Origin of the sequence: Parabacteroides sp. AF18-52, assembly GCF_003479145.1 — a bacterium.
GTDB lineage: Bacteria > Bacteroidota > Bacteroidia > Bacteroidales > Tannerellaceae > Parabacteroides > Parabacteroides faecis.
Window position 1 is genome coordinate 246,189 of record NZ_QUGR01000001.1, and the last position, 18,400, is coordinate 264,588.

General features: G+C 41.8%; 20 protein-coding genes. 8 read left to right on the forward strand and 12 right to left on the reverse strand.

Annotated elements, in window-relative coordinates; genetic code table 11:
* Window positions 1-4: 4 nt before the first annotated feature.
* The 7 genes from DWX23_RS01000 to DWX23_RS01030 form a co-directional block, all read right to left on the reverse strand.
* A complete protein-coding gene (locus DWX23_RS01000) occupies window positions 5-1,777 on the reverse strand; it encodes an SUMF1/EgtB/PvdO family nonheme iron enzyme (protein ID WP_122373071.1) in 1,773 nt (590 codons plus the stop codon).
* 21 nt (window positions 1,778-1,798) lie between these two features.
* Window positions 1,799-2,482 carry a response regulator transcription factor gene (locus tag DWX23_RS01005; protein ID WP_075557622.1) on the reverse strand — a complete coding sequence of 228 codons (684 nt, stop codon included), beginning with the start codon at window positions 2,480-2,482 and terminating at the stop codon, window positions 1,799-1,801.
* Window positions 2,483-2,495: 13 nt separating this feature from the next.
* Window positions 2,496-3,932 (reverse strand): sensor histidine kinase KdpD, encoded by a 1,437-nt coding sequence (locus DWX23_RS01010; RefSeq protein ID WP_122373072.1) that lies wholly within the window; start codon window positions 3,930-3,932, stop codon window positions 2,496-2,498.
* Window positions 3,933-4,012: 80 nt separating this feature from the next.
* A complete protein-coding gene (locus DWX23_RS01015) occupies window positions 4,013-5,218 on the reverse strand; it encodes a hypothetical protein (RefSeq protein WP_122373073.1) in 1,206 nt (401 codons plus the stop codon).
* Window positions 5,219-5,289: 71 nt separating this feature from the next.
* Window positions 5,290-5,580, reverse strand: a complete 291-nt coding sequence (locus tag DWX23_RS01020) for a YtxH domain-containing protein (protein ID WP_122373074.1) — start codon at window positions 5,578-5,580, stop codon at window positions 5,290-5,292.
* A gap of 166 nt (window positions 5,581-5,746) precedes the next feature.
* Window positions 5,747-6,289, reverse strand: coding sequence for a flavodoxin family protein (locus DWX23_RS01025; RefSeq protein WP_122373075.1), 543 nt, complete (start codon window positions 6,287-6,289; stop codon window positions 5,747-5,749).
* Between the two features lie 29 nt (window positions 6,290-6,318).
* The gene (locus DWX23_RS01030; protein WP_122373076.1) at window positions 6,319-7,491 is read right to left on the reverse strand and encodes an iron-containing alcohol dehydrogenase; all 1,173 of its coding nucleotides are present in this window, start codon (window positions 7,489-7,491) and stop codon (window positions 6,319-6,321) included.
* A gap of 302 nt (window positions 7,492-7,793) precedes the next feature.
* Here DWX23_RS01030 and DWX23_RS01035 point away from each other — a divergent pair, with 302 nt between their 5' ends.
* The 6 genes from DWX23_RS01035 to DWX23_RS01060 all read left to right on the forward strand — a co-directional run bounded on the left by DWX23_RS01035 (window position 7,794) and on the right by DWX23_RS01060 (window position 12,580).
* Entirely contained in the window at window positions 7,794-8,696 is a 903-nt protein-coding gene (locus tag DWX23_RS01035) for an AraC family transcriptional regulator (RefSeq protein WP_122373077.1), read from the forward strand.
* Between the two features lie 623 nt (window positions 8,697-9,319).
* Window positions 9,320-9,943, forward strand: a complete 624-nt coding sequence (locus DWX23_RS01040) for a hypothetical protein (protein ID WP_147382507.1) — start codon at window positions 9,320-9,322, stop codon at window positions 9,941-9,943.
* Entirely contained in the window at window positions 9,943-10,746 is an 804-nt protein-coding gene (locus tag DWX23_RS01045) for a 4Fe-4S dicluster domain-containing protein (protein ID WP_122373079.1), read from the forward strand. Before DWX23_RS01040 ends, DWX23_RS01045 begins: the two co-directional genes overlap by 1 nt.
* A gap of 122 nt (window positions 10,747-10,868) precedes the next feature.
* Window positions 10,869-11,390, forward strand: a complete 522-nt coding sequence (locus DWX23_RS01050) for a DUF6125 family protein (RefSeq protein ID WP_122373080.1) — start codon at window positions 10,869-10,871, stop codon at window positions 11,388-11,390.
* An 87-nt stretch (window positions 11,391-11,477) separates the two neighbouring features.
* Complete coding sequence (locus DWX23_RS01055; protein ID WP_122373468.1) at window positions 11,478-12,023, forward strand: flavodoxin; 546 nt, start codon at window positions 11,478-11,480, stop codon at window positions 12,021-12,023.
* Window positions 12,020-12,580, forward strand: coding sequence for a flavin reductase family protein (locus tag DWX23_RS01060; protein WP_122373081.1), 561 nt, complete (start codon window positions 12,020-12,022; stop codon window positions 12,578-12,580). Before DWX23_RS01055 ends, DWX23_RS01060 begins: the two co-directional genes overlap by 4 nt.
* 135 nt (window positions 12,581-12,715) lie before the next feature.
* Here the strand turns inward: DWX23_RS01060 and DWX23_RS01065 are convergent, their stop codons facing one another.
* The 3 genes from DWX23_RS01065 to DWX23_RS01075 all read right to left on the reverse strand — a co-directional run bounded on the left by DWX23_RS01065 (window position 12,716) and on the right by DWX23_RS01075 (window position 15,293).
* Window positions 12,716-13,873, reverse strand: a complete 1,158-nt coding sequence (locus tag DWX23_RS01065; RefSeq protein ID WP_122373082.1) for an acyltransferase — start codon at window positions 13,871-13,873, stop codon at window positions 12,716-12,718.
* 144 nt (window positions 13,874-14,017) lie between these two features.
* Complete coding sequence (locus DWX23_RS01070; protein WP_122373083.1) at window positions 14,018-14,584, reverse strand: Crp/Fnr family transcriptional regulator; 567 nt, start codon at window positions 14,582-14,584, stop codon at window positions 14,018-14,020.
* Window positions 14,585-14,693: 109 nt separating this feature from the next.
* A complete protein-coding gene (locus tag DWX23_RS01075; protein ID WP_122352827.1) occupies window positions 14,694-15,293 on the reverse strand; it encodes a MarC family protein in 600 nt (199 codons plus the stop codon).
* 91 nt (window positions 15,294-15,384) lie between these two features.
* Here DWX23_RS01075 and coaW point away from each other — a divergent pair, with 91 nt between their 5' ends.
* A complete protein-coding gene (gene coaW, locus DWX23_RS01080; RefSeq protein WP_122373084.1) occupies window positions 15,385-16,227 on the forward strand; it encodes a type II pantothenate kinase in 843 nt (280 codons plus the stop codon).
* A 47-nt stretch (window positions 16,228-16,274) separates the two neighbouring features.
* Here the strand turns inward: coaW and DWX23_RS01085 are convergent, their stop codons facing one another.
* A complete protein-coding gene (locus DWX23_RS01085; RefSeq protein WP_122352829.1) occupies window positions 16,275-16,499 on the reverse strand; it encodes a winged helix-turn-helix domain-containing protein in 225 nt (74 codons plus the stop codon).
* A 218-nt stretch (window positions 16,500-16,717) separates the two neighbouring features.
* Here DWX23_RS01085 and DWX23_RS01090 point away from each other — a divergent pair, with 218 nt between their 5' ends.
* Window positions 16,718-17,563, forward strand: a complete 846-nt coding sequence (locus DWX23_RS01090; protein WP_122373085.1) for an AraC family transcriptional regulator — start codon at window positions 16,718-16,720, stop codon at window positions 17,561-17,563.
* On the opposite strand, the gene DWX23_RS01095 is transcribed toward DWX23_RS01090, so the two are convergent.
* On the reverse strand, window positions 17,564-18,325 hold the full coding sequence (locus tag DWX23_RS01095; RefSeq protein WP_122373469.1) for a LytTR family DNA-binding domain-containing protein: 762 nt from the start codon (window positions 18,323-18,325) through the stop codon (window positions 17,564-17,566).
* Window positions 18,326-18,400 lie beyond the last annotated feature (75 nt).

Below are 18,400 nucleotides of genomic sequence, written 5' to 3' on the forward strand. Positions count from 1 at the left end.
TGGTTTACGGATTTAGGGGGATATCTTTTACCAACCTGAATCCGTTGTTGAAGTGTTTACTTCCCGGGTAGATATAGTAATGACAGGTAGGCCGGCAGGTTGCCCGTTCGTTGAACCAGGTGCCGCCGCGTACGACTGCATATAGTTTGCCGTCTTTTTCAAATGTATCGGAACACCATTCCCATACATTCCCGCTCATATCATGGATTCCCAGTTCGTTCGGTTTCTTCATACCGACAGGGTGCGGTTTGCCTTCCGAGTTTCCGGCATACCATCCGAGGCTGTCGAGTTCCATACCGCCACTATATAAATGGTCCCGTTTGCCATACATGCCGCCGCGAGCAGCATATTCCCATTCTTCCTCTGTGGGTAAACGTCCGCCTGCCCATTGGCAATAAGCATTAGCTCCGTACCAGGTGATGTAAATGGCAGGGTTGGCTTCGTAGCCGGGGACCGGTTTTCCGTTTTGGATTCCCCAGTTACATTCAAAATATAAAGGTTGTCCGATGTCAGAACCTTCTTTGATTACATCGCTTTCGTATATTTTCAGAAACTGGGCGAACTGGAAATTGGTTATTTCATATTTGCTGATGGAGAAACTGTTTACTTTCACCTCATGAACCGGATTGTTATCTTCTTTATAGGTCGAGCCCATCTTAAAAGTACTTCCTTTCACTTCGATCATCTCCGGATTGATGTTGGTTGATAACCATTTTCGAAATTCAATCTCTTTCATCCGTTTCCGGGCTTCATTCCGGTCTTCTTCCCTTACATCGCTTTCAATGAATTTATTGAGGTAGGAGATAGAGATATCGTATGCTCCGTTCCCTTTCAAAGGAAGCAACCGTTCGTACATGGTTGCCAGTGCAATGTATCCGTCGGTACGTTCCGGGTCCAGCCGTACGCCCTGTTCATAGAGTCTGTAAGCCTCTTCGGTATATTTGTACATGTTAATCGGGGTACCGCTAAAAGAGAGCAGGTTGTCTGCCTGTCGGATGCAATTATCGGCATAAGGGTTGATCTGGCTACTGATTAGGCGGGCGAATTTTGTTTTCTTCATCTCCACCGGGATCAGGCGGTAGAACTGTCTGAGTGAATCGGGCGACAGTTTTTTCATGATACGGGTCAAAAGGAACTGGCCCGCATATTTATCCATATTATCTCCGATGAAAGCAATTCGGATCGAATCTCTTTTCTGCTGGGTGGCATGCAGTTCGATATCTACATCCAGTTCCTGGCTTCCCCGTACTGGTTGAGCATTCAGATTGCTCAGGGATTGGAGGAAGGCGGGCTTCTTTTTTTCTTTGCCGTCAGAACGTTTTTTACCGATAGCACCTAGTTCGTGTTGGGCCATCGAGACGGCATTCAGGCTGTCGATCCTTTGGTTAAGGTCGTGCGTCTCTTCCAGGTAAACGGCATATCCCATGTGGGTGTCAGCTCCTTTGAAATGCAGTCCGTTAGGAAAGTCGGAGAGATGGCCTTCCACGTATAATGTGTCTTTGTCGATAAGCAGGTCGCAGTAATGGAACTCGTCGTCTATCGTTGTGCACAGCCATAAGTGTTGGGGTACGTCGGCCAGTGTCCCTTTCATTTGGAATTTTCCTTTTTCGATCCGCATGGAGTTGATGATGCGCTGGTTGTCGAACTGTTTGAGGAAGAACACCGTGCCATCTTTCACTCCGCCGATGTGTGCTTCTATGACATACCGGTCGTTATTAGCCGTCAGAAAAAGGCTGAAATAGGCAAATAGTATGGATAGAAATAGTTTAGTCTGCATACGGATCGTTTATAAGGTGATTCAATCAATGATCAGTTTATAGCCTATTCCACGGACATTCAGGATTTTTATCGAGTCGTCTTTCGATAGTTTATGTCGCAGTTTGGTAATGAAGACGTGCAGGCTGCGGGCATTGAAGAAAGAGTCGTCTCCCCACAGGTCGAGCAGTACGTCTTTCATCGGCAATACATGGTCTTTGTTTTCGCAAAGCCGTTTAAGTATTTCCGATTCGCGGTTGCTCAGGAGTTGTTTCTCGCCGCAATATAATAATGTTTGCGTAACTGCATCGAATGTATATTGACCGAGGTTGAAGGTTGTTTTTTCTTCCTTGCGCACTGTGATCTTATTCAGCAGGGCTTTGATACGGACGATCAGTTCTGCCATGCCGAAAGGCTTTTTCAGGTAGTCGTTGCCGCCCAGCTCGAAACCTTCGACAACATCGTTGGCGGCAGAACGGGCGGAGAGGAAGAGGACAGGTATCTGGCTGTCTGTTTTGCGGATATGCCGTATCAGGGTAAAGCCGTCTATTTTAGGCATCATGATGTCGGTCACGATAATATCCGGTTTGATTTCTTTGTAAAGCGCCAGCCCTTCTTCGCCGTCGGCAGCCAGTACAATATCGAACTCCTCACCATCCAGCGTATCCTTGATGATCATTGCCAGTGTCGGTTCGTCTTCTACTAATAATACTTTTATCTTTGCCATAGTTTTATCTTTTTTAGTTTTTGAAATGGAGGGTGAATGTCGTGCCTTTTCCCGGTTGACTCTTAACGGTCACTGATCCCCCATGTTTCGACATCATGTCTTTTACGTAATATAGCCCTAGTCCGAAACCTTTTACATTGTGCAGGTTGCCGCTGGGGACCCGGTAAAACTTATCGAATATGTGTTGCAGATTCGTATCGCTGATGCCGATACCGTTGTCCGTAACAGATACGCGGATCTCGTTCGGCAGCATCTCCGCACTGACAGATATTTCTGCAGGTTTATCGCCGGAATATTTTACCGCATTGTCGATCAGGTTACCCAATATATTATAGAAATGCGTACGGTCGGCAAATACTGCAATGTTCTCTGGTATATTTGTTGTGATATCGACCTGTTTTCCTGCTTTCAGCTTGTGTTGTTCAATGAGCGGGGCGATCATGTCAGCTACGCGGATCGATTCCTGTTTCAGCCGGAAGGTATTGCGGTTCTCCACAGAGAGGGTGAGTATCTGTTCGACCAGGCCGCTTAACTGCGTGAGTTGTTCCCGGACGATACCCAGGTATTTCTTCTGTTTCTCGCTGACATGGGTGTCGTAGTTGAGTAAAACATCGTTCGCAGCATAGGCGACGGATATCGGGGTTTTTAGTTCATGTGTCATATTGTTGGTAAAATCCGCTTTCAACTCTTCGATCGTCTTTTGTCTGAGGATCGTATAAAGTAGGTAGATGAAAGCGATCAGAATCAGGATGACCAGCAGAAGAGATGAAGTGAGGATGCCTGCCATTTGTTTGAAGACCAGTTGGGAGGGGGCTTTTAATGTTAGTTGGTAATATAGTTCCGGTTCTACGCTTTTGATCGGATAGCTAAATTGTAATCCTTTATTGTCGAATGTCTCGATAGACCGGAATGTCATAATAGTTTCGGGCAGGCTGTCCTTCATCTGAATTACTTCCAGTTTATAGGGGACAGAAATATCGTACTGTTTGAGTTCCATGACAAGTAGGCTATCATATAAGGCATAGTCGATAGGCATCAATGAATCGAGTTTTACGTGTAAGGCTTCTTGTATCTGGCCTTCCAGTGAGGTCAGCAAGTCTAGGTATTCGTTGAGCGATTCAGCCGCTTCGTTATATTTGAAGGGGTTCTTATCTGCTTTTACGGAAAATGTATCCATTAATCCGTTTCGGGAAATTTCATCAGTGCTGTCCTTCGAAAGTTTAATCTCGGAGGTGATTGTTCCGGATCCTTTATTCTCGCTCAGTGAATCCATACGGATGAATAGCTCCTTGTAGTCAGCCATACGCATGGCATCCTGTATATTTCCATTTACTTGTTCCCAGGTTGAATCGTAGAGTCCCTTCAACCAGTATCCCTGTGAAAACAATAATGCAGCCAGTGACAAACAGATCAGTGCAGCAATAATCTTAAAACGTAGTTTCGTTTTCATCTTTTATTTTCTTCTTTCCGACAAAAATAAAGGATAAGTTTCAGAATCTACGGGTTATGGTAAGACTAAATAACACTTCTTTAATAAGCCCCGAGTTGCCTATAGGCGGCAGAAATGATTGATTCAGCTTGCTTATAGATATCCTTTGTTTTCTCCGTATCCAGTGTGTCATGGCTGGATGAAGCTGTTTCGAATAACTTGAATATCTGTGTTTCCACCGGCTGTAGTTGCTGGATATAACCGGTCATTTCATTATTCCAGAGAAGTTGCCAGTGGAGATATTTTTGTCCGTTGCCACGATGGATCGCATAGACTTTGTCTTTCAGGCGGGAGGCATAATAACAGAGAGGAGCAATCTTTAAGGCTGCATCGTATTGTACCAGGGAGGGCTGGTCTTTTCCCATTTTTACCCACAGCGGCAGGGCTACCGAAACAGGAGGATATCCTAATGCGGTCCACATGATGGTGTGTTCTGCCGACATACCCGGTTTTACTCCTTGTATTACGATAGAAGCCGTACTTTCAGCTCGTGGAATGAAATCCTGTTCCACAAACCATCCGGAATGATTGTTCGGACTTTGCTCCGGATTTCTCAGGTCTATGTCAAGCAGGCTGTTGTAAAATGAACGGGAGGCTTCCCGGAAGATGCGTTCCGGGGTAAATCCTTCCTTTTCCATTTGTTTGAATATCTTTCGGGCGTTATCATAACGGATGTATCCCAGTCCTTCATCAGTACGGCCTTCAAAAGAAAAGTTCGTATAGATCAAATATCCTTCCGGGGCCAGAGAGGTATCGTTGACATCTTTTTTATAGAAGTGTTTATTGTTTGTTTCATAATAGGCAGCGCCTCCATAAGCATCGATCACACCAAAGTTGGCTTCTACACGTAGAGGGCGGGGAAGGGTATCGAGCAGGTGCTCAAAGTCTTGTATGGTTTTGCATACTTTCAGTGCCTGGCGCATCAGTAGTCCTTCATGGTCCATTTCTTTTACGTCATCGTCTTTTAGATTGTAGGAAGCCGTATTCATAATGGAGAAACCTGTTTCGTTACTGCCGGTCCATACAGCCCCGTCCGGATCATCGCTGTTCACCAGTCCCAGGAAACGATAACCACCTTCGTCAATATAGGCAATATGATTGTAAGGGGCACCGGTATCACGATGTTTCCACATCAAAGGGTGCCCGTCGGGTGTCGCTTTCCCTGAGATAATGATAGAGGTACAAGCATGTTGTTGCTGGATAGAAAAGCAGAAACAGAGAATTGCCGCTAAGATGAGCTTTTTCATGACGTATAAGTATTATGTATTTAGTGGCAAACATATACACAATAATCAATATAGACAAATAAACGACGAAATCAATCCAGTTTTTCTTTTATATCCTTTTTGGCTTTGTCGTAACCTTCCTTGATATTCTCTTTCGCTTCTTGGGCGTTTTCTTTGACATTCTTTTTGGTGTCCTTCCAGGCATCTTTCACTTTATCAGTCCCTTCGTTAATCTTGTCAGATGCCTTATCCATAGCATCATCGACTGATTCCTTGGCATTCTCTATTTGATAATTGACTTTATTCTCTGTCTTTTTATTACCACAGGAGGCAAATAAAAAAACGGATATTCCTGCTATTGTTGCTAAAACTAACTTTCTCATTTGTTTAATTGGTGTTTAAATCAATACTGGTTTTTATAAAACAGTATTGATAAAAGGAAAGTTCTAATAACAAAAGCACCACGCAGTCGGAGCCATAGATCATCCAATCTTCCTCCCGAATGGTGCCGGATATAACTGTTTGTAGGAGCACTGCCTACGATCGTTTTCACTCTATACTTCTCCCCATCTCATACGCCTCTTGCAGAGCAGGATTACCCTTAATCTCTCCGACATGCCATACACCTCCGCAGAAAACAGAACCTTTTATTGTCGGATTTTCCAGACAATCTAGGAAACCCTTGAAGTTAGTTACGATACGTTCCATTATTTCTGGATCATCCTCTGCTGCGGTAGCTATGAAATAAAACTCCTTGTTTCTCATTTCCGTATAAGGTCCGCAGCAACGGTCTATCAGCATTTTCATCTGTGCACTCATCGCATAGAAATAAACAGGAGTAGCCATAACAATAATATCTGCCCGTAGCATTTTGTCGATGATTTCGGCAGCATCGTCTTTTTGCGGACACGGTTTTTGGTATTGGCTGCATACACTACACCCCAAGCAAGGATGTATCGTCTTATCCCGGAGAAAAACTTTCTCCACCTCATTGTTACTATCCACTGCACCACGCATAAATTCATCACAAAGCATATCGGAGTTCCCTCCGCGACGCGGGCTGGATGATAAAATCAAAACTTTCCTTGCCATATTCTTATGTTATTTATAATTTCTAACCGTTATAAGCTTTCATGCAAGACAGAAAGAATATCCTCCCGCGTAAGCACCTTGAAACCGCCGCTCATAATGAATGTAGCATCGGCAATGCTTTCCAGCATTTCTTCGGTGACACCTAGCGATGTGATCTCCGTAGCCACACCGATTTCTTTCATCCAGTCCAGCAGGGCATTTACACCTTCCTGTGCAAGCTGTTCATCCGTTTTGCCAGCTGCCGGTATATCCCATACCGCCGTTGCAAAGCGAACGAATTTATTCAATCCGTATCGAAGGATATGGCGATAATAAGCTATGGAAACACCCGATAAAGTCATGCCGTGGGTGGCATCGGTATGTGCCCCGATAGCCTGACCTATCATATGCACCATCCAGTCCTGGCTCTTGCCTTTGCCGATAAGCGTGTTCAAAGCCCATGTGGAGGTCCACATAATGTTGGAACGTGCCTCATAGTCTTGCGGATTCTTCACCGCTATCCTGCTGCTGTGTATGAGCGAGCGCATCAGACCTTCCGCCAGATAGTCGGAAGTGTTATCGTCTTCACCGGAAAAATACTGCTCCATGATGTGGCTCATGATATCGAAGAATCCGGCCACCATTTGCCGTTGCGGTACGGAGAACGTATAGCGCGGATTGAGTATGGAGAATTTCGGTATGACGCTTTCCCCGAATACCTTGCCGATTTTGAGTTTCGTTTCATGGTTGGTGATGACCGAACCGCCGTTCATTTCCGAACCGGTACCTACCATCGTTAATACGGAACCCACTGGAATGATACGCTGACTACTGTCGGGATCTTCCTGTTTGAGATAGAATTTTTCCCACGGATCACCATCATACCATGCTGAAACACTTATTGCCTTGGCATAGTCGATCGTCGATCCGCCTCCGACGGCCAGGATCAAATCTACATCATTCTCCCATGCTATTTTCGCCCCCTTATACAGTTTTTCCGTCGTGGGATTCGGCATGACGCCGGACAATTCTATAACCTCTTTTCCTGCTGTACGTAATGCGGATATTACCTCGTCGTAAATGCCGTTTGTCTTGATGGAGCCGCTACCATACGTCAGAAGTACTTTTGTACCGTAATGCTTTAATTCCTCGCTCAGGTTTTTCTGAGCATCATCTCCGAAATACAGTTTCGTGGGATTGGAATAACTGAAATTTCCTAACATTGTTTTTTCAATTTTATTTATATACAAACATCTACTATTTCAAATTACCATTCAAGAATTGTTCTTTTATTCTCTTCTTTGGATGTTGCAAAGTTAGGTGGATTTATACCTGGCATTGGTAGATAAATTACAGATATTATAACCCCAATTACAGATTTATGATGCAGACGTAATATGTAAGTTTATGTAATCCGTAAACAAGGTTATACAATCCGTAATTTGGGTTGTAAAAGTGACGGAAGTATCCCGTATTTTTGTAACGAGATACGAATACTGTACACTGAATAATCTGTAAGTAGGATATGGAAAAGAAAAATACATTGGATTTTAAGACCGTATATGATTGTAACTGTTGCCTGGCCTGCAAGACGTTGCACCCACAGGTAAGTCTTATCAATCTGGAGAACCCGTCGTTGGAACAGGATACCGTCAAGTTTGAGTTTTATGCTATCTTGCTGATAGAGAATTGCCCTGACGAATGTTCATGTTGCGGGCGGAAATACTATGATTATTCCAATGCAACAATGGTATTTCTTACCCCCGGTGAAATTTTCCGTATGAGTGAGGAGAAAACCCTGCCCGGCAAAGGCTACCTGCTGGTGTTTCATCCGGACTTGCTGTTTCAGACCACACTGAAGAACCACATAGAGAATTACACATTCTTCCACTATCGCAAGGAAGAGGCATTGCACCTGTCACAGCGTGAAACGGAAAAAGTCACTTGCTGTCTCTGGAATATAGAAGAAGAACTGCATCATTCGATCGATATGCATAGCAGCACTATCCTTTCCCGGCACATCGAATTGTTGCTGGACTATTGTGCCCGTTATTACGAACGTCAGTTTATCACCCGTGAGAATAAGAATAAGACCATTCTGGAAAAAATGGAGCAGTTGCTCGATGACTATATAAGCTCCGGCAGATTGCAAAACGGTAAACTGCCTGCATCCGACTATCTTGCGAAGAGACTCAATCTTTCTGCATCCTATTTCAACGACCTGCTGAAATTTGAAACGGGCAAGACGCTGGAACAGTATTTCGAATTCAAACGGTTGGAGGCTGCTAAACGGATGTTACTGAAATCCGATGCCACACCTGCCATCATAGCTCGCCAACTGGGTTATCCGAATGTGCAGTATTTTAGTCTTATATTCAAGAAAATAACAGGTGTTGCACCCAGCGATTATCGTTATTCGCAAAATTGAAAATTGTCATTCTGATAATTATCTCCTTAATTCCCGGTTCTATTTGGATATAGAGGATGTAAGGAACTGTTTTTTGTGCTCCAGCGGAAGTTAAGGTCTGACGTAAGGATTCTAGTAAGAGATAAAATGTACATTTTAGTAGGGAATAATGTAATCATCATAATGATTTTAGAATAGATGATAGAGATAAGGTAAAAACTTCTACAATCTGTCAACCGAAAATGATCTGCCTCCAAAGAGCTTCCAGCCTTCTGAAAGGTATATCTAGCCAATCCTTCTGGAACATGTGTTTGAATGAAAACGGCTGTTAGCCTGATCGGTAGAAATCGAACATTTTGAAAGTTATGAATGTTTATCTTTATCTTTTTGATTAATCCGGATAAAATGGAGGAAGAGTAATGAAGAAAAGAGATTTTCGTGGACAGATATTGTTGCAGGCATTTCTGAAATCACCTAACTGAAATCTTCGAACATACCGCACAAACCTCCATAAATTACATCGCAATGTCCGTCCTGTCTGCTTCTGAAAAATAAATAATAATACAATCGTATAGTTTGTATGTTACCGTTCGGTAAGATATATTTGTCGCCAGACAATGATTGATAAAAATAAAATTGTGGAATTGAAAAGATTAATATTCATATTACTAGCCCTGTTATCTTATCAGGCTTATTCCCAAACGATAGAATATAACTATTCTTGTGGTGTCGAAAAATCGGTTATCAGGTGGACTGAAAGTAAAAAAGATAATCATATTTATCTGAAAACAGTTCAGGGAAATGAAATTCATAGTTATGTGATGACTCTAAATTATAAAACTCTTTCATGGGAATACTCGAATCCTGCTGAAAATACAGATATAAAAGTTGTCTTGGAAAATGGTGTTTACAAGATGACAGGAGCTTTCAAATCAAAAACATTTTCGAAAACATATACTTCAAAAGGCTATCCCTGGTATCAGAATATTGGTTTCAATCTAGGTTATTCCATGAAGGATAAATCAAATTTCAAATATGAGTGCATCCGTCCTGACAACCTAAAATTGTATGAAATGCAGGCAGATGCAAAAGAGATCATAAATAATAACGGAACGCAGGAGCAACGAATCAATATTCACCTGACAGGTATGCTGGCAAAATTCTTTGGAAGTGACTATTATATCGATTGTTCTACCAGACGATTTGTTAAATACAAGGGAGTACATGGTCCTCCCGGAACTCCGGAAACAATAATAACTATCAAATAATGAAAACACTTATCATAGTTTCATCGACTTATCTCGGTAATACGATGAAGGTTGCGAAAGCAATGGCTGAAGAGCTGAAAGCAACAGTATTAACCCCTATTGAGGTTGCACAGTTCGATATATCCGCATTTGATCTGATAGGCTTCGGATCGGGGATTAATTTTGCATCGCATAATAAAGAGATCATTTCGTTAATGAAAAATATCTCTATAAAAGGACAAAAGGTATTTATCTTTTCGACTAGGTGCAGGCCCATATTAGGAGGTTATCATAAAAAGCTGAAAACCTTGATTGAGGAAAAAGAGGGTGTTCTCTTAGGGGAATTTTCATGTGTCGGTTTTGATCGTACCGGTCCGTGGGTCGGCATGGATGGATATAATAAAAACAGACCGGATGATAAAGACTTATTCAAGGCTAAATTGTTTGCTGCGAGGATAAGAAAGAAAGCTCATCCGTTGACAAACTTTAGAAAGAAATATGCTGTTTCGTCAGATTTTGAGGGGTTGAATCTTCGTACGGATGGTCTAAATAAAGTGATTGGCAATATTGTCTTATTGAATATAACGAGTTGTATATCCTGTGGCAAATGTGTAAAGAATTGTCCGCTGAATGTTTTTTCGACAGACGAAAATAAGAAAGTTATACTTCCAACGGGTGAAATGGATTGTATCATGTGCGGTAAATGTGAAAAAGACTGTCCTTCGGATGCTATTTTCATTAACGAATCTTTCCGCAATGGACTAAGAATCTTGTTCCGTGAAGTGTCATGTGATAAACTTCAAACGGCTTATTGGTCAAAATAATCTCCTGCCTTCGCTGTTCGTTCCGTTTTCCCGTCTTGTTTATGATATTCATTTGAATTTTGTCTACTTTTGATGTGTCGGAATTAGTATTTAATTGAAACATATTTTTAGTTTGAAAAATTATGACAGATCAGCTTGACCTATTGACGAAAGAAGAATTGAAAGATTTGGTAAGAATATATGCCAGGAATATTTATGCTCTTGACGGAGTGTGGTTTCAGTCCGTGGAAGCGGAATGTGGAATGAATGACGCTATGTTGCATGATAAGCAAGCGTGGACGAGGTTTACCCGTACCGAGGCATTAAGAATTAAGAACTTTCTGAACCTTCCCGAAAAGCCGGGGCTCGACGGACTTGAGAAAGCGTTAGCTATTCGGTTTTCGGCTTTGGCAAATCCTTCTGTGGATCTTTTCAGGGAGGGTGAGTCCCTGATCTACCGGGTGAATGTTTGCAGGGTACAATCAGCCCGAAAAGATAAAGGAATGCCTTATCACCCTTGTGCACCGGTCGGTTTTATCGAACATGCTGGCTTTGCCAGCGCAATCGATGAAAGAATCGTTACAGAAATGGTTAGTTGTTTCCCGGATGTAACAGACCAGTCATGTGCTTGTTGCTGGCGGTTTACGATCAGTAATTTGGGTTAGATAATCAGTGATTTATATACTTTTATATTGGATACTATTCTGTAATTTTGTGTCATAACAATAAAATAAGAATGACATATGACAACAATGAAAGTTAAAGGTATGATTATGGTAGTGATCATGATGTTATGTATCCCCATAAATGCACAGACGCAGAGTGATAAGACATTGGTCGCTTATTTTTCGGCAACAGGAACAACGGAGAAAGCTGCTAAGTTGATTGTAGAAGTTACAGGTGGAACGCTCTATGAAATACAACCTGAAAAAGAATATGTCGCTGCTGACCTGGATTGGCATGACAAATCCTCGCGTAGCAGTGTAGAGATGTCAGATACCAAATCACGTCCTGCATTGAATAACAAATCAGAGAATTTTGCAGATTACGATACCATTTATATAGGTTTCCCTATTTGGTGGAATTCTGCTCCGAGAATCATCAATACTTTTATTGAGAGCAATGATTTTGCAGGCAAGACGATTATTCCGTTTGCAACATCGGGTAGCAGCAGTATTTCTAATGCAGAAAAAGAGCTGCAGGAAACCTATCCTGATCTGAAATGGCAGAAAGGCCGACTTTTGAATGGTGCGACAAAGGAAGATATTAAGAAATGGACTAAAAATAAATTATTATGAGAAAGAATTTTGGGGCAAAGCCCTTTACTTATCCGCAGCCGGTGTTTATTATCGCTGCTTATGATGAAGATGGTACTCCCAATGCTATGAATGCCGCCTGGGGTGGTATCAGCGAGATGCATGAAATTAGTATTTGTATCAGTGAGGGACATAAAACAACAGCAAATATCCTGAAGCGTAAAGCTTTTACCGTGAGTATGGCAGAAGTCGGGCAGGTGGTTGCCTGTGATTATGTAGGTATTGTTTCCGGTAATAGAGTTCCGGATAAATTTGCCCGTGCAGGTTTTCATGCTACCCGTTCGGAGTTTGTGGATGCACCGTTGATTGACGAATTGTCTGTAGTGCTGGAATGTAAATTGAAGGACTATAACCCAGAGACCTGTATTTTGCGAGGTGAAATAATAAACGTAAGCGTAGATGATCGCGTTCTTGACGAAAACGGTAAAGTGGATGTATCCAAAGTGTCTCCCATTATATTCGACCCATTCAATAACGATTACCTGGAAGTGGGTAAAAAGGTAGGTAGTGCTTTTTCGGATGGTAAGAAATTGAAATAGGAATTGAATTGTTGAACCGGTAAAAGAAAGTAAAGTGGTAATCATAACCGTTGATTTACACCGGGAACTAACTTTTTTTTAACAAAAAGCCCCGGATTTTTGTCCGGGGCTGAAAAATAAGGATTCTTATTAGATTTATCCTACAATATATTTAGCCTTTTTACCGGCTACTTTGTAGATAAGGTAAACAATTACCCATGAAACACTGAATGCCAATACCGCAGCACACGGGATTTGCAGACACACCGGAATGCCGATCGTACGCATCACGATCACACTTGGGCCGGTGAAGAAAAAATGCACCATATAAACTCCGAAACCGCAAAGTGTCAGGTTTGCCAGTGCTTTCTGTAGAGTCAGCGACTTTATATTCACTTTCTTGATCAGCATAAAGATTGGAGCTGTCATCATAACGACGTTCAACGAGTTATAAGTGAAGAACAATTCCAATAATTCGTCACTGAATTCCGGTAATGAGGTTACATGGCGGAATCCGAAGAATGTAACGGCATAACCGATAACGAACATAGGGATACCGATCGCCAGTATTTTGCCGACAGGCCATTCTAGTTTACGCAGATAATGCCCTAGCATCAGATAACCGTTGAAACCGGCAAAATAATATAACATACCGTATGAGTTCCAGGAACAGGTCCCCCATAAGTACGGCGATACGTATTCATAATAATAAGGAAGAAGTGTCGTTATTCCCCAAGCTGCCAGGAACCAGAGCTTGGCCTTGTCGGAAGCTTTCTCAACCCAGGCAGAAAAGATAGGCAGATACAGATACAAACCGATCAACAGATAAATATACCACATATGCACATCCAGCAGGGAAAAATTGAGTGGTATTTCAGCGATGTTCTTCAACGATACACTCAAAGATTGCTGGGTAGCTTCTTCACCGGAGTAGGGAAAAAAGTCAAGTATCACATCCGAGTTAAGTCCCAACACCCCAGTAAACCAAGGGAACAGATTATACAGAACCGACCAGATCAGGAACGGCCATAACACACGTGGAATACGTTTTTTATAGAAAACAGAGGCTTCTCCTTTTACCGGCAGAAGCAATGCTCCGGTGATCATTACGAATAAAGGAACACAGGGACGGAGAAATGCTCCGTAGGCAGCTCCCCAGAATTTTATCTCTCCGATATTATCGGGTATTTCTCCTGTGTAAAAATTAAAAGGATCGGCGCAGTGACAACATACGACAGTGAACATCGCGACGAATCGCATTACATCCAGCCAGACAATATGGTTGCCTGCATTAGGAAGAGTTTTGTTTTCCATAAGATTAAAATATAAGTTTCTAATTTATCTATCTACTTGTAAGTATCCGGCATAAAAAAGCCTTTTCAATTTTCTTATCCGTTTGAAAAGGCAAAAGTACGTTTCCTACTAAATTCAATTTTTGCTCTATGGCAAAAAATGCAGTTATATCTTTTGAGAACGTATCCGGCTTAACGTGTAAATGGATATTCCCAGAAAAGCCGCTACATATTTCAGTTTGACACGGTTGATCAGCCGGGGAAAATATTTCATAAAACGATCGTAGCGTTCTTTCGGGGATAGTTGTAACCGATCCACAAAGATATGGGTCAGATTGTTGTATCCATGCTGGTGTACGATACGCCCCCAGTTGGCGATATCGATGTAATTTTCATATAATTCGTTCAGTCGGGAAATGGGGATGACATAGATTTTGCACCGTTCAAGTGTCTCCACACTTTCAGCCGAGGGTTGATTATAGTATAAAGACCCCATTCCAAAAGTTATATCGCCTTCCTCGCTGAACCAGGTGGTTGTTTCCGTTCCATCATGCAGGAAAAAGGAGCGGGTGATCCCTTCTTCAATAAAATAGACATTATGATCAACAGAGCCTGAACGCACAATGATTGTATGTTTAGGATAGATTTCTTCGCGCATACAGGATAGAAGAGCCTCCAATGCCTCGTCTGAAACCGGGTATATTTCTTTTATTCTTGTTGTTATATTTTTCACTGCTGGATAATCACTTAATTTATCATTACCGGATCAAAACTAACAAATTGTATTTACATTAAGTCATTAATTACCTGCTTTTATTTGTGAAACGGATAGATATTTACTTTTATTGATTGTGCAAAGCCTCGATAAGTAGAGTTATGTTAGCAGTGAACAACCTGACGGAGATAGCCAGCAGGATGATACCAAAGAATTTACGAATGATGTAGATGCCGCCTTTCCCTAGCAGATGTTCCACTTGTTTGGTCATACGGACAACGAAATATACCCACAACATATTCAGTATCAAAGCTACTACAATATTGATATTGGCATATTCGGCCCTTAAGGAAAGGAGTGTAGTGAATGATCCTGCCCCTGCCAGCAAAGGGAATACGAGGGGTACCAATGTGGCTTCTTTGATCGGTCCGTTGTTTTTAAATATCTCGATATCCAGTATCATTTCCAGCGACAACAGGAAGATGACAAAAGCACCAGCTACAGCAAATGACTCTATATCCACATGGAAAAGTTTCAGCAGAAAATCTCCGGCATAAAAGAAGCCGATCATCAGGACAAAAGAAATGATCGTAGCCTTTAAAGCATTTACATCTTTACCTTTTTCCTTCAGATTTATAATGATAGGAATGGAGCCAATTATATCGATTACTGCAAAAAGCACAATAAAAGCACTGATCATTTGTTGGAAATTAAATTCTGCAAACATATGTGGTCCTCCTTTTTTTAAGTTTCTCCCGTGAAGATACTAAATTTCAATGAGAAGACGTATCTTTGATCCCGATATTAACAAAAAAGTTATGGGTATAGTAATTGGTATAGACGTGGGAGGGAGCACAACCAAGATCGTTGGCATAGACGGTAAGGAGATCAGGAATCCGATGTTTGTCAGGGCAACCGACCCGGTAACATCCTTGTTCGGCGCTTTTGGAAAATATCTGTATGACAACGACATTCCACTTTCTGCCATTGAGAAAGTGATGCTTACCGGTGTGGGAAGTGCATCTATCAACCAACCTTTGTATGGCTTGCCGACAGCCAAAACGGATGAGTTTCTGGCAAATGGGTTGGGAGCACAGTATATGACACAACTGGATAAACTGATTGTTGTCAGCATGGGGACAGGTACTTCTTTCGTAAAAGTGGACGGAACGAAAATAGAGCATATCGGCGGAATCGGTATCGGAGGAGGAACAGTGCTGGGATTGTCCCGGCTATTATTGAAAACGCAGGATTTCCATCAGGTGGTCACACTTGCTTTGAAAGGGAGTATCACGAATATAAACCTGCAGATTAAAGATATCTGTAATATACCTTTGCCTGGTTTACCGTTAGACGCAACAGCATCAACCTTTGGCAAAGCAGATGCAAATGCTTCACAGGAAGATGTCGCGCTGGGTATTATTTATATGGTACTGCAATGTATCGGCCAGTCGGTGATCCTGGCTGCTTTAAATAGTGATATACACGATTTTGTTTTGATTGGGAATCTGACCAAACTACCTCAGTGCAAGGATATATTCCCCCGTCTTGAAGATATGTACGGAGGGCGTTTTCACATACCAGATTATGCAGAATACCGGACAGCGATCGGGGCGGCACTGACCTATATAAATAAAAGAAATTATTTCAACATCGGCTGAATAAAAAAACTCCGGAAAGTCGTATTTAACTTTCCGGAGTTCCTGTTTTATCCGAAGTAAAGACCTTGTAAAACGCCGTTACTTACATATATCTGCCCGTTTTTGCGCTGTATGTAGATTTTGTTTTCACGTGCCAGCCAGCCGATAGCTATTGTCGTATCTTCGTGGCTTTGGTCAATCCGTCTGCTAAGTTCTGGTATTGTCAGTTCTCTTCCTTCATTCAACACATGCCAGATTTTTCCGGCATTTTCTCCGATCTTCTCTAGTTCCATAATTATAATTTATTAGATGTGATACATGTCCTCTTTGTATTAAAACAAAAGAGAACTCTTTCGGTTCATTTTTTCTTTCTTTGTTTAATCGTTTACAAAGTACACGGATTTGGATAGAATGGTCAATTCCTATTATTGGGTTTCTATGTTCTGTTTTTGCGATTATTATTGTAGAAAAATCAAATATGCTATCTTTGAAAATCATAAATCGATGAAATATGGGGGCAAACATACAAATATTTGACATTCCTGCGGACTTTATTGCTGGTGACAATATATCCGGAGATATGCTGAATCGATACGTGCATTTTTCATGCAAAATGAAAGCTGCGCTTTTTGCTCTATGTGTTAAAGGTTCTGTTAAAGTCACCATCAATTTATCCGAACATAACATAAAAGAATATGATTTCGTCACCTTGACACCTGATTGTTTTGTGCAGATCAATGAGGTATCGGCGGATACCCATTTCTTTTATGCCTGCTTTTCACAGGAATTTATGGATAATAACAACCTGATCTTAACAACGATCCGGTTACTTCCCATGTTGGCGGAAGAACCTGTTATCAGTTTGTCGGCAGACATTACCCAACTGTATATGGATTTATTCAAGCCTTTGATCCATGCTTATTCTTTTCCCTGTACATTGGAGAATAAAGATATCATCAAATCCGTATTCACCATTTTCATACAAGGAACAGCAGAATTATACAAGAATCACGGGAAATGGAAAAACCAGTTACGAACACGCAGCAAGGAGATGTGCCGTGAGTTTATCAAATTAGTCATGTCGCATTATACGACACAACGCAATGTCGCCTTTTATGCGGAACAACTCGGTGTGACCGTCTCACATTTCTGTTCGACCATCAAGAAAGAAACGGGAAAAACAGCTTTGGAGATAATAACGGCGATCGTGCTGATGGATATCAAAGCGCAACTCAAATCGACGGAACTCCCTATCAAAGAGATTGCATTCTCGTTAGGATTCAATAATATGTCTTTCTTTAACCGGTATTTCAAACGGCATACGGGTATGACGCCTCAGGAGTATCGCAACAGCTAATTACTGAGATTTCAGCAAACGAAGGAAATCATCTTTATAACTGGTAGAGACTTCTATCTCTGTACCATCATCAAGTACAACATAGCCCCCGGAACTTTTATGATAAGATTTGACACAATGGAAATTGATGATATGTGATTTATGTACACGGACAAACGGGAACGGGAGTATTTCGCTGAAATGCTTCAGAAAGCGGCAAACCATCTTCTTGCTTTTGTCTTTTAAATAAATATCGGTAAAATTCCCGTTACCCTGTAACCGGATGATATCTTCCATCCTGATTACTTCAAATCCTTCAAGGGTGGGGAGGATGACCTGGTGTTTTTCTGGTTTGGGTTCCCGTAGGTTTTCGACCAGTATCTTGTTGCGGTTGAATATTTCTCTGTTTATGATATGTTGTTGTACCTTGTTTACGGCTAGTATCAGTTCTTCGATGCTGACAGGTTTCAGCAGATAATAGGCAGCACTCTGGTTGAGCGCACGAAGCGAATACTCCGAAAATGCGGTGACAAAGATGGTCTCAAAATAAAGATCCCTACAACCTTCCAGCACATCGAACGCATTACCGTAGGGCATTTCCACATCAAGGAATACTAATTGAGGTTCCAGTTCGTGCAATAGGGGAACGGCAGATTTACAGTCGTGAGCTTCCCCGATCACTTCGACTGCCGGACAATATTTCGCCAGATAATTTTTCAGCGCTTCACGGGCAGCCGATTCGTCTTCAACGATCACACTTCTTATTTTTTGCAGCATTTCCATATCAGCGTTCTCTTGGTCATTCAACAATTTAACTGATTTCACTCTGACAAAGATAATATAATCGGTCATAAAAAA

Bases quoted from the DNA above. Each gene is read 5' to 3' on its own strand.
- DWX23_RS01000 (WP_122373071.1), bottom strand. From the start codon at position 1,777: ATGCAGACTAAACTATTTCTATCCATACTATTTGCCTATTTCAGCCTT.
- DWX23_RS01005 (WP_075557622.1), bottom strand. From the start codon at position 2,482: ATGGCAAAGATAAAAGTATTATTAGTAGAAGACGAACCGACACTGGCA.
- DWX23_RS01010 (WP_122373072.1), bottom strand. From the start codon at position 3,932: ATGAAAACGAAACTACGTTTTAAGATTATTGCTGCACTGATCTGTTTG.
- DWX23_RS01015 (WP_122373073.1), bottom strand. From the start codon at position 5,218: ATGAAAAAGCTCATCTTAGCGGCAATTCTCTGTTTCTGCTTTTCTATC.
- DWX23_RS01020 (WP_122373074.1), bottom strand. From the start codon at position 5,580: ATGAGAAAGTTAGTTTTAGCAACAATAGCAGGAATATCCGTTTTTTTA.
- DWX23_RS01025 (WP_122373075.1), bottom strand. From the start codon at position 6,289: ATGGCAAGGAAAGTTTTGATTTTATCATCCAGCCCGCGTCGCGGAGGG.
- DWX23_RS01030 (WP_122373076.1), bottom strand. From the start codon at position 7,491: ATGTTAGGAAATTTCAGTTATTCCAATCCCACGAAACTGTATTTCGGA.
- DWX23_RS01035 (WP_122373077.1), top strand. From the start codon at position 7,794: ATGGAAAAGAAAAATACATTGGATTTTAAGACCGTATATGATTGTAAC.
- DWX23_RS01045 (WP_122373079.1), top strand. From the start codon at position 9,943: ATGAAAACACTTATCATAGTTTCATCGACTTATCTCGGTAATACGATG.
- DWX23_RS01050 (WP_122373080.1), top strand. From the start codon at position 10,869: ATGACAGATCAGCTTGACCTATTGACGAAAGAAGAATTGAAAGATTTG.
- DWX23_RS01055 (WP_122373468.1), top strand. From the start codon at position 11,478: ATGAAAGTTAAAGGTATGATTATGGTAGTGATCATGATGTTATGTATC.
- DWX23_RS01060 (WP_122373081.1), top strand. From the start codon at position 12,020: ATGAGAAAGAATTTTGGGGCAAAGCCCTTTACTTATCCGCAGCCGGTG.
- DWX23_RS01065 (WP_122373082.1), bottom strand. From the start codon at position 13,873: ATGGAAAACAAAACTCTTCCTAATGCAGGCAACCATATTGTCTGGCTG.
- DWX23_RS01075 (WP_122352827.1), bottom strand. From the start codon at position 15,293: ATGTTTGCAGAATTTAATTTCCAACAAATGATCAGTGCTTTTATTGTG.
- coaW (WP_122373084.1), top strand. From the start codon at position 15,385: ATGGGTATAGTAATTGGTATAGACGTGGGAGGGAGCACAACCAAGATC.
- DWX23_RS01085 (WP_122352829.1), bottom strand. From the start codon at position 16,499: ATGGAACTAGAGAAGATCGGAGAAAATGCCGGAAAAATCTGGCATGTG.
- DWX23_RS01090 (WP_122373085.1), top strand. From the start codon at position 16,718: ATGGGGGCAAACATACAAATATTTGACATTCCTGCGGACTTTATTGCT.
- DWX23_RS01095 (WP_122373469.1), bottom strand. From the start codon at position 18,325: ATGGAAATGCTGCAAAAAATAAGAAGTGTGATCGTTGAAGACGAATCG.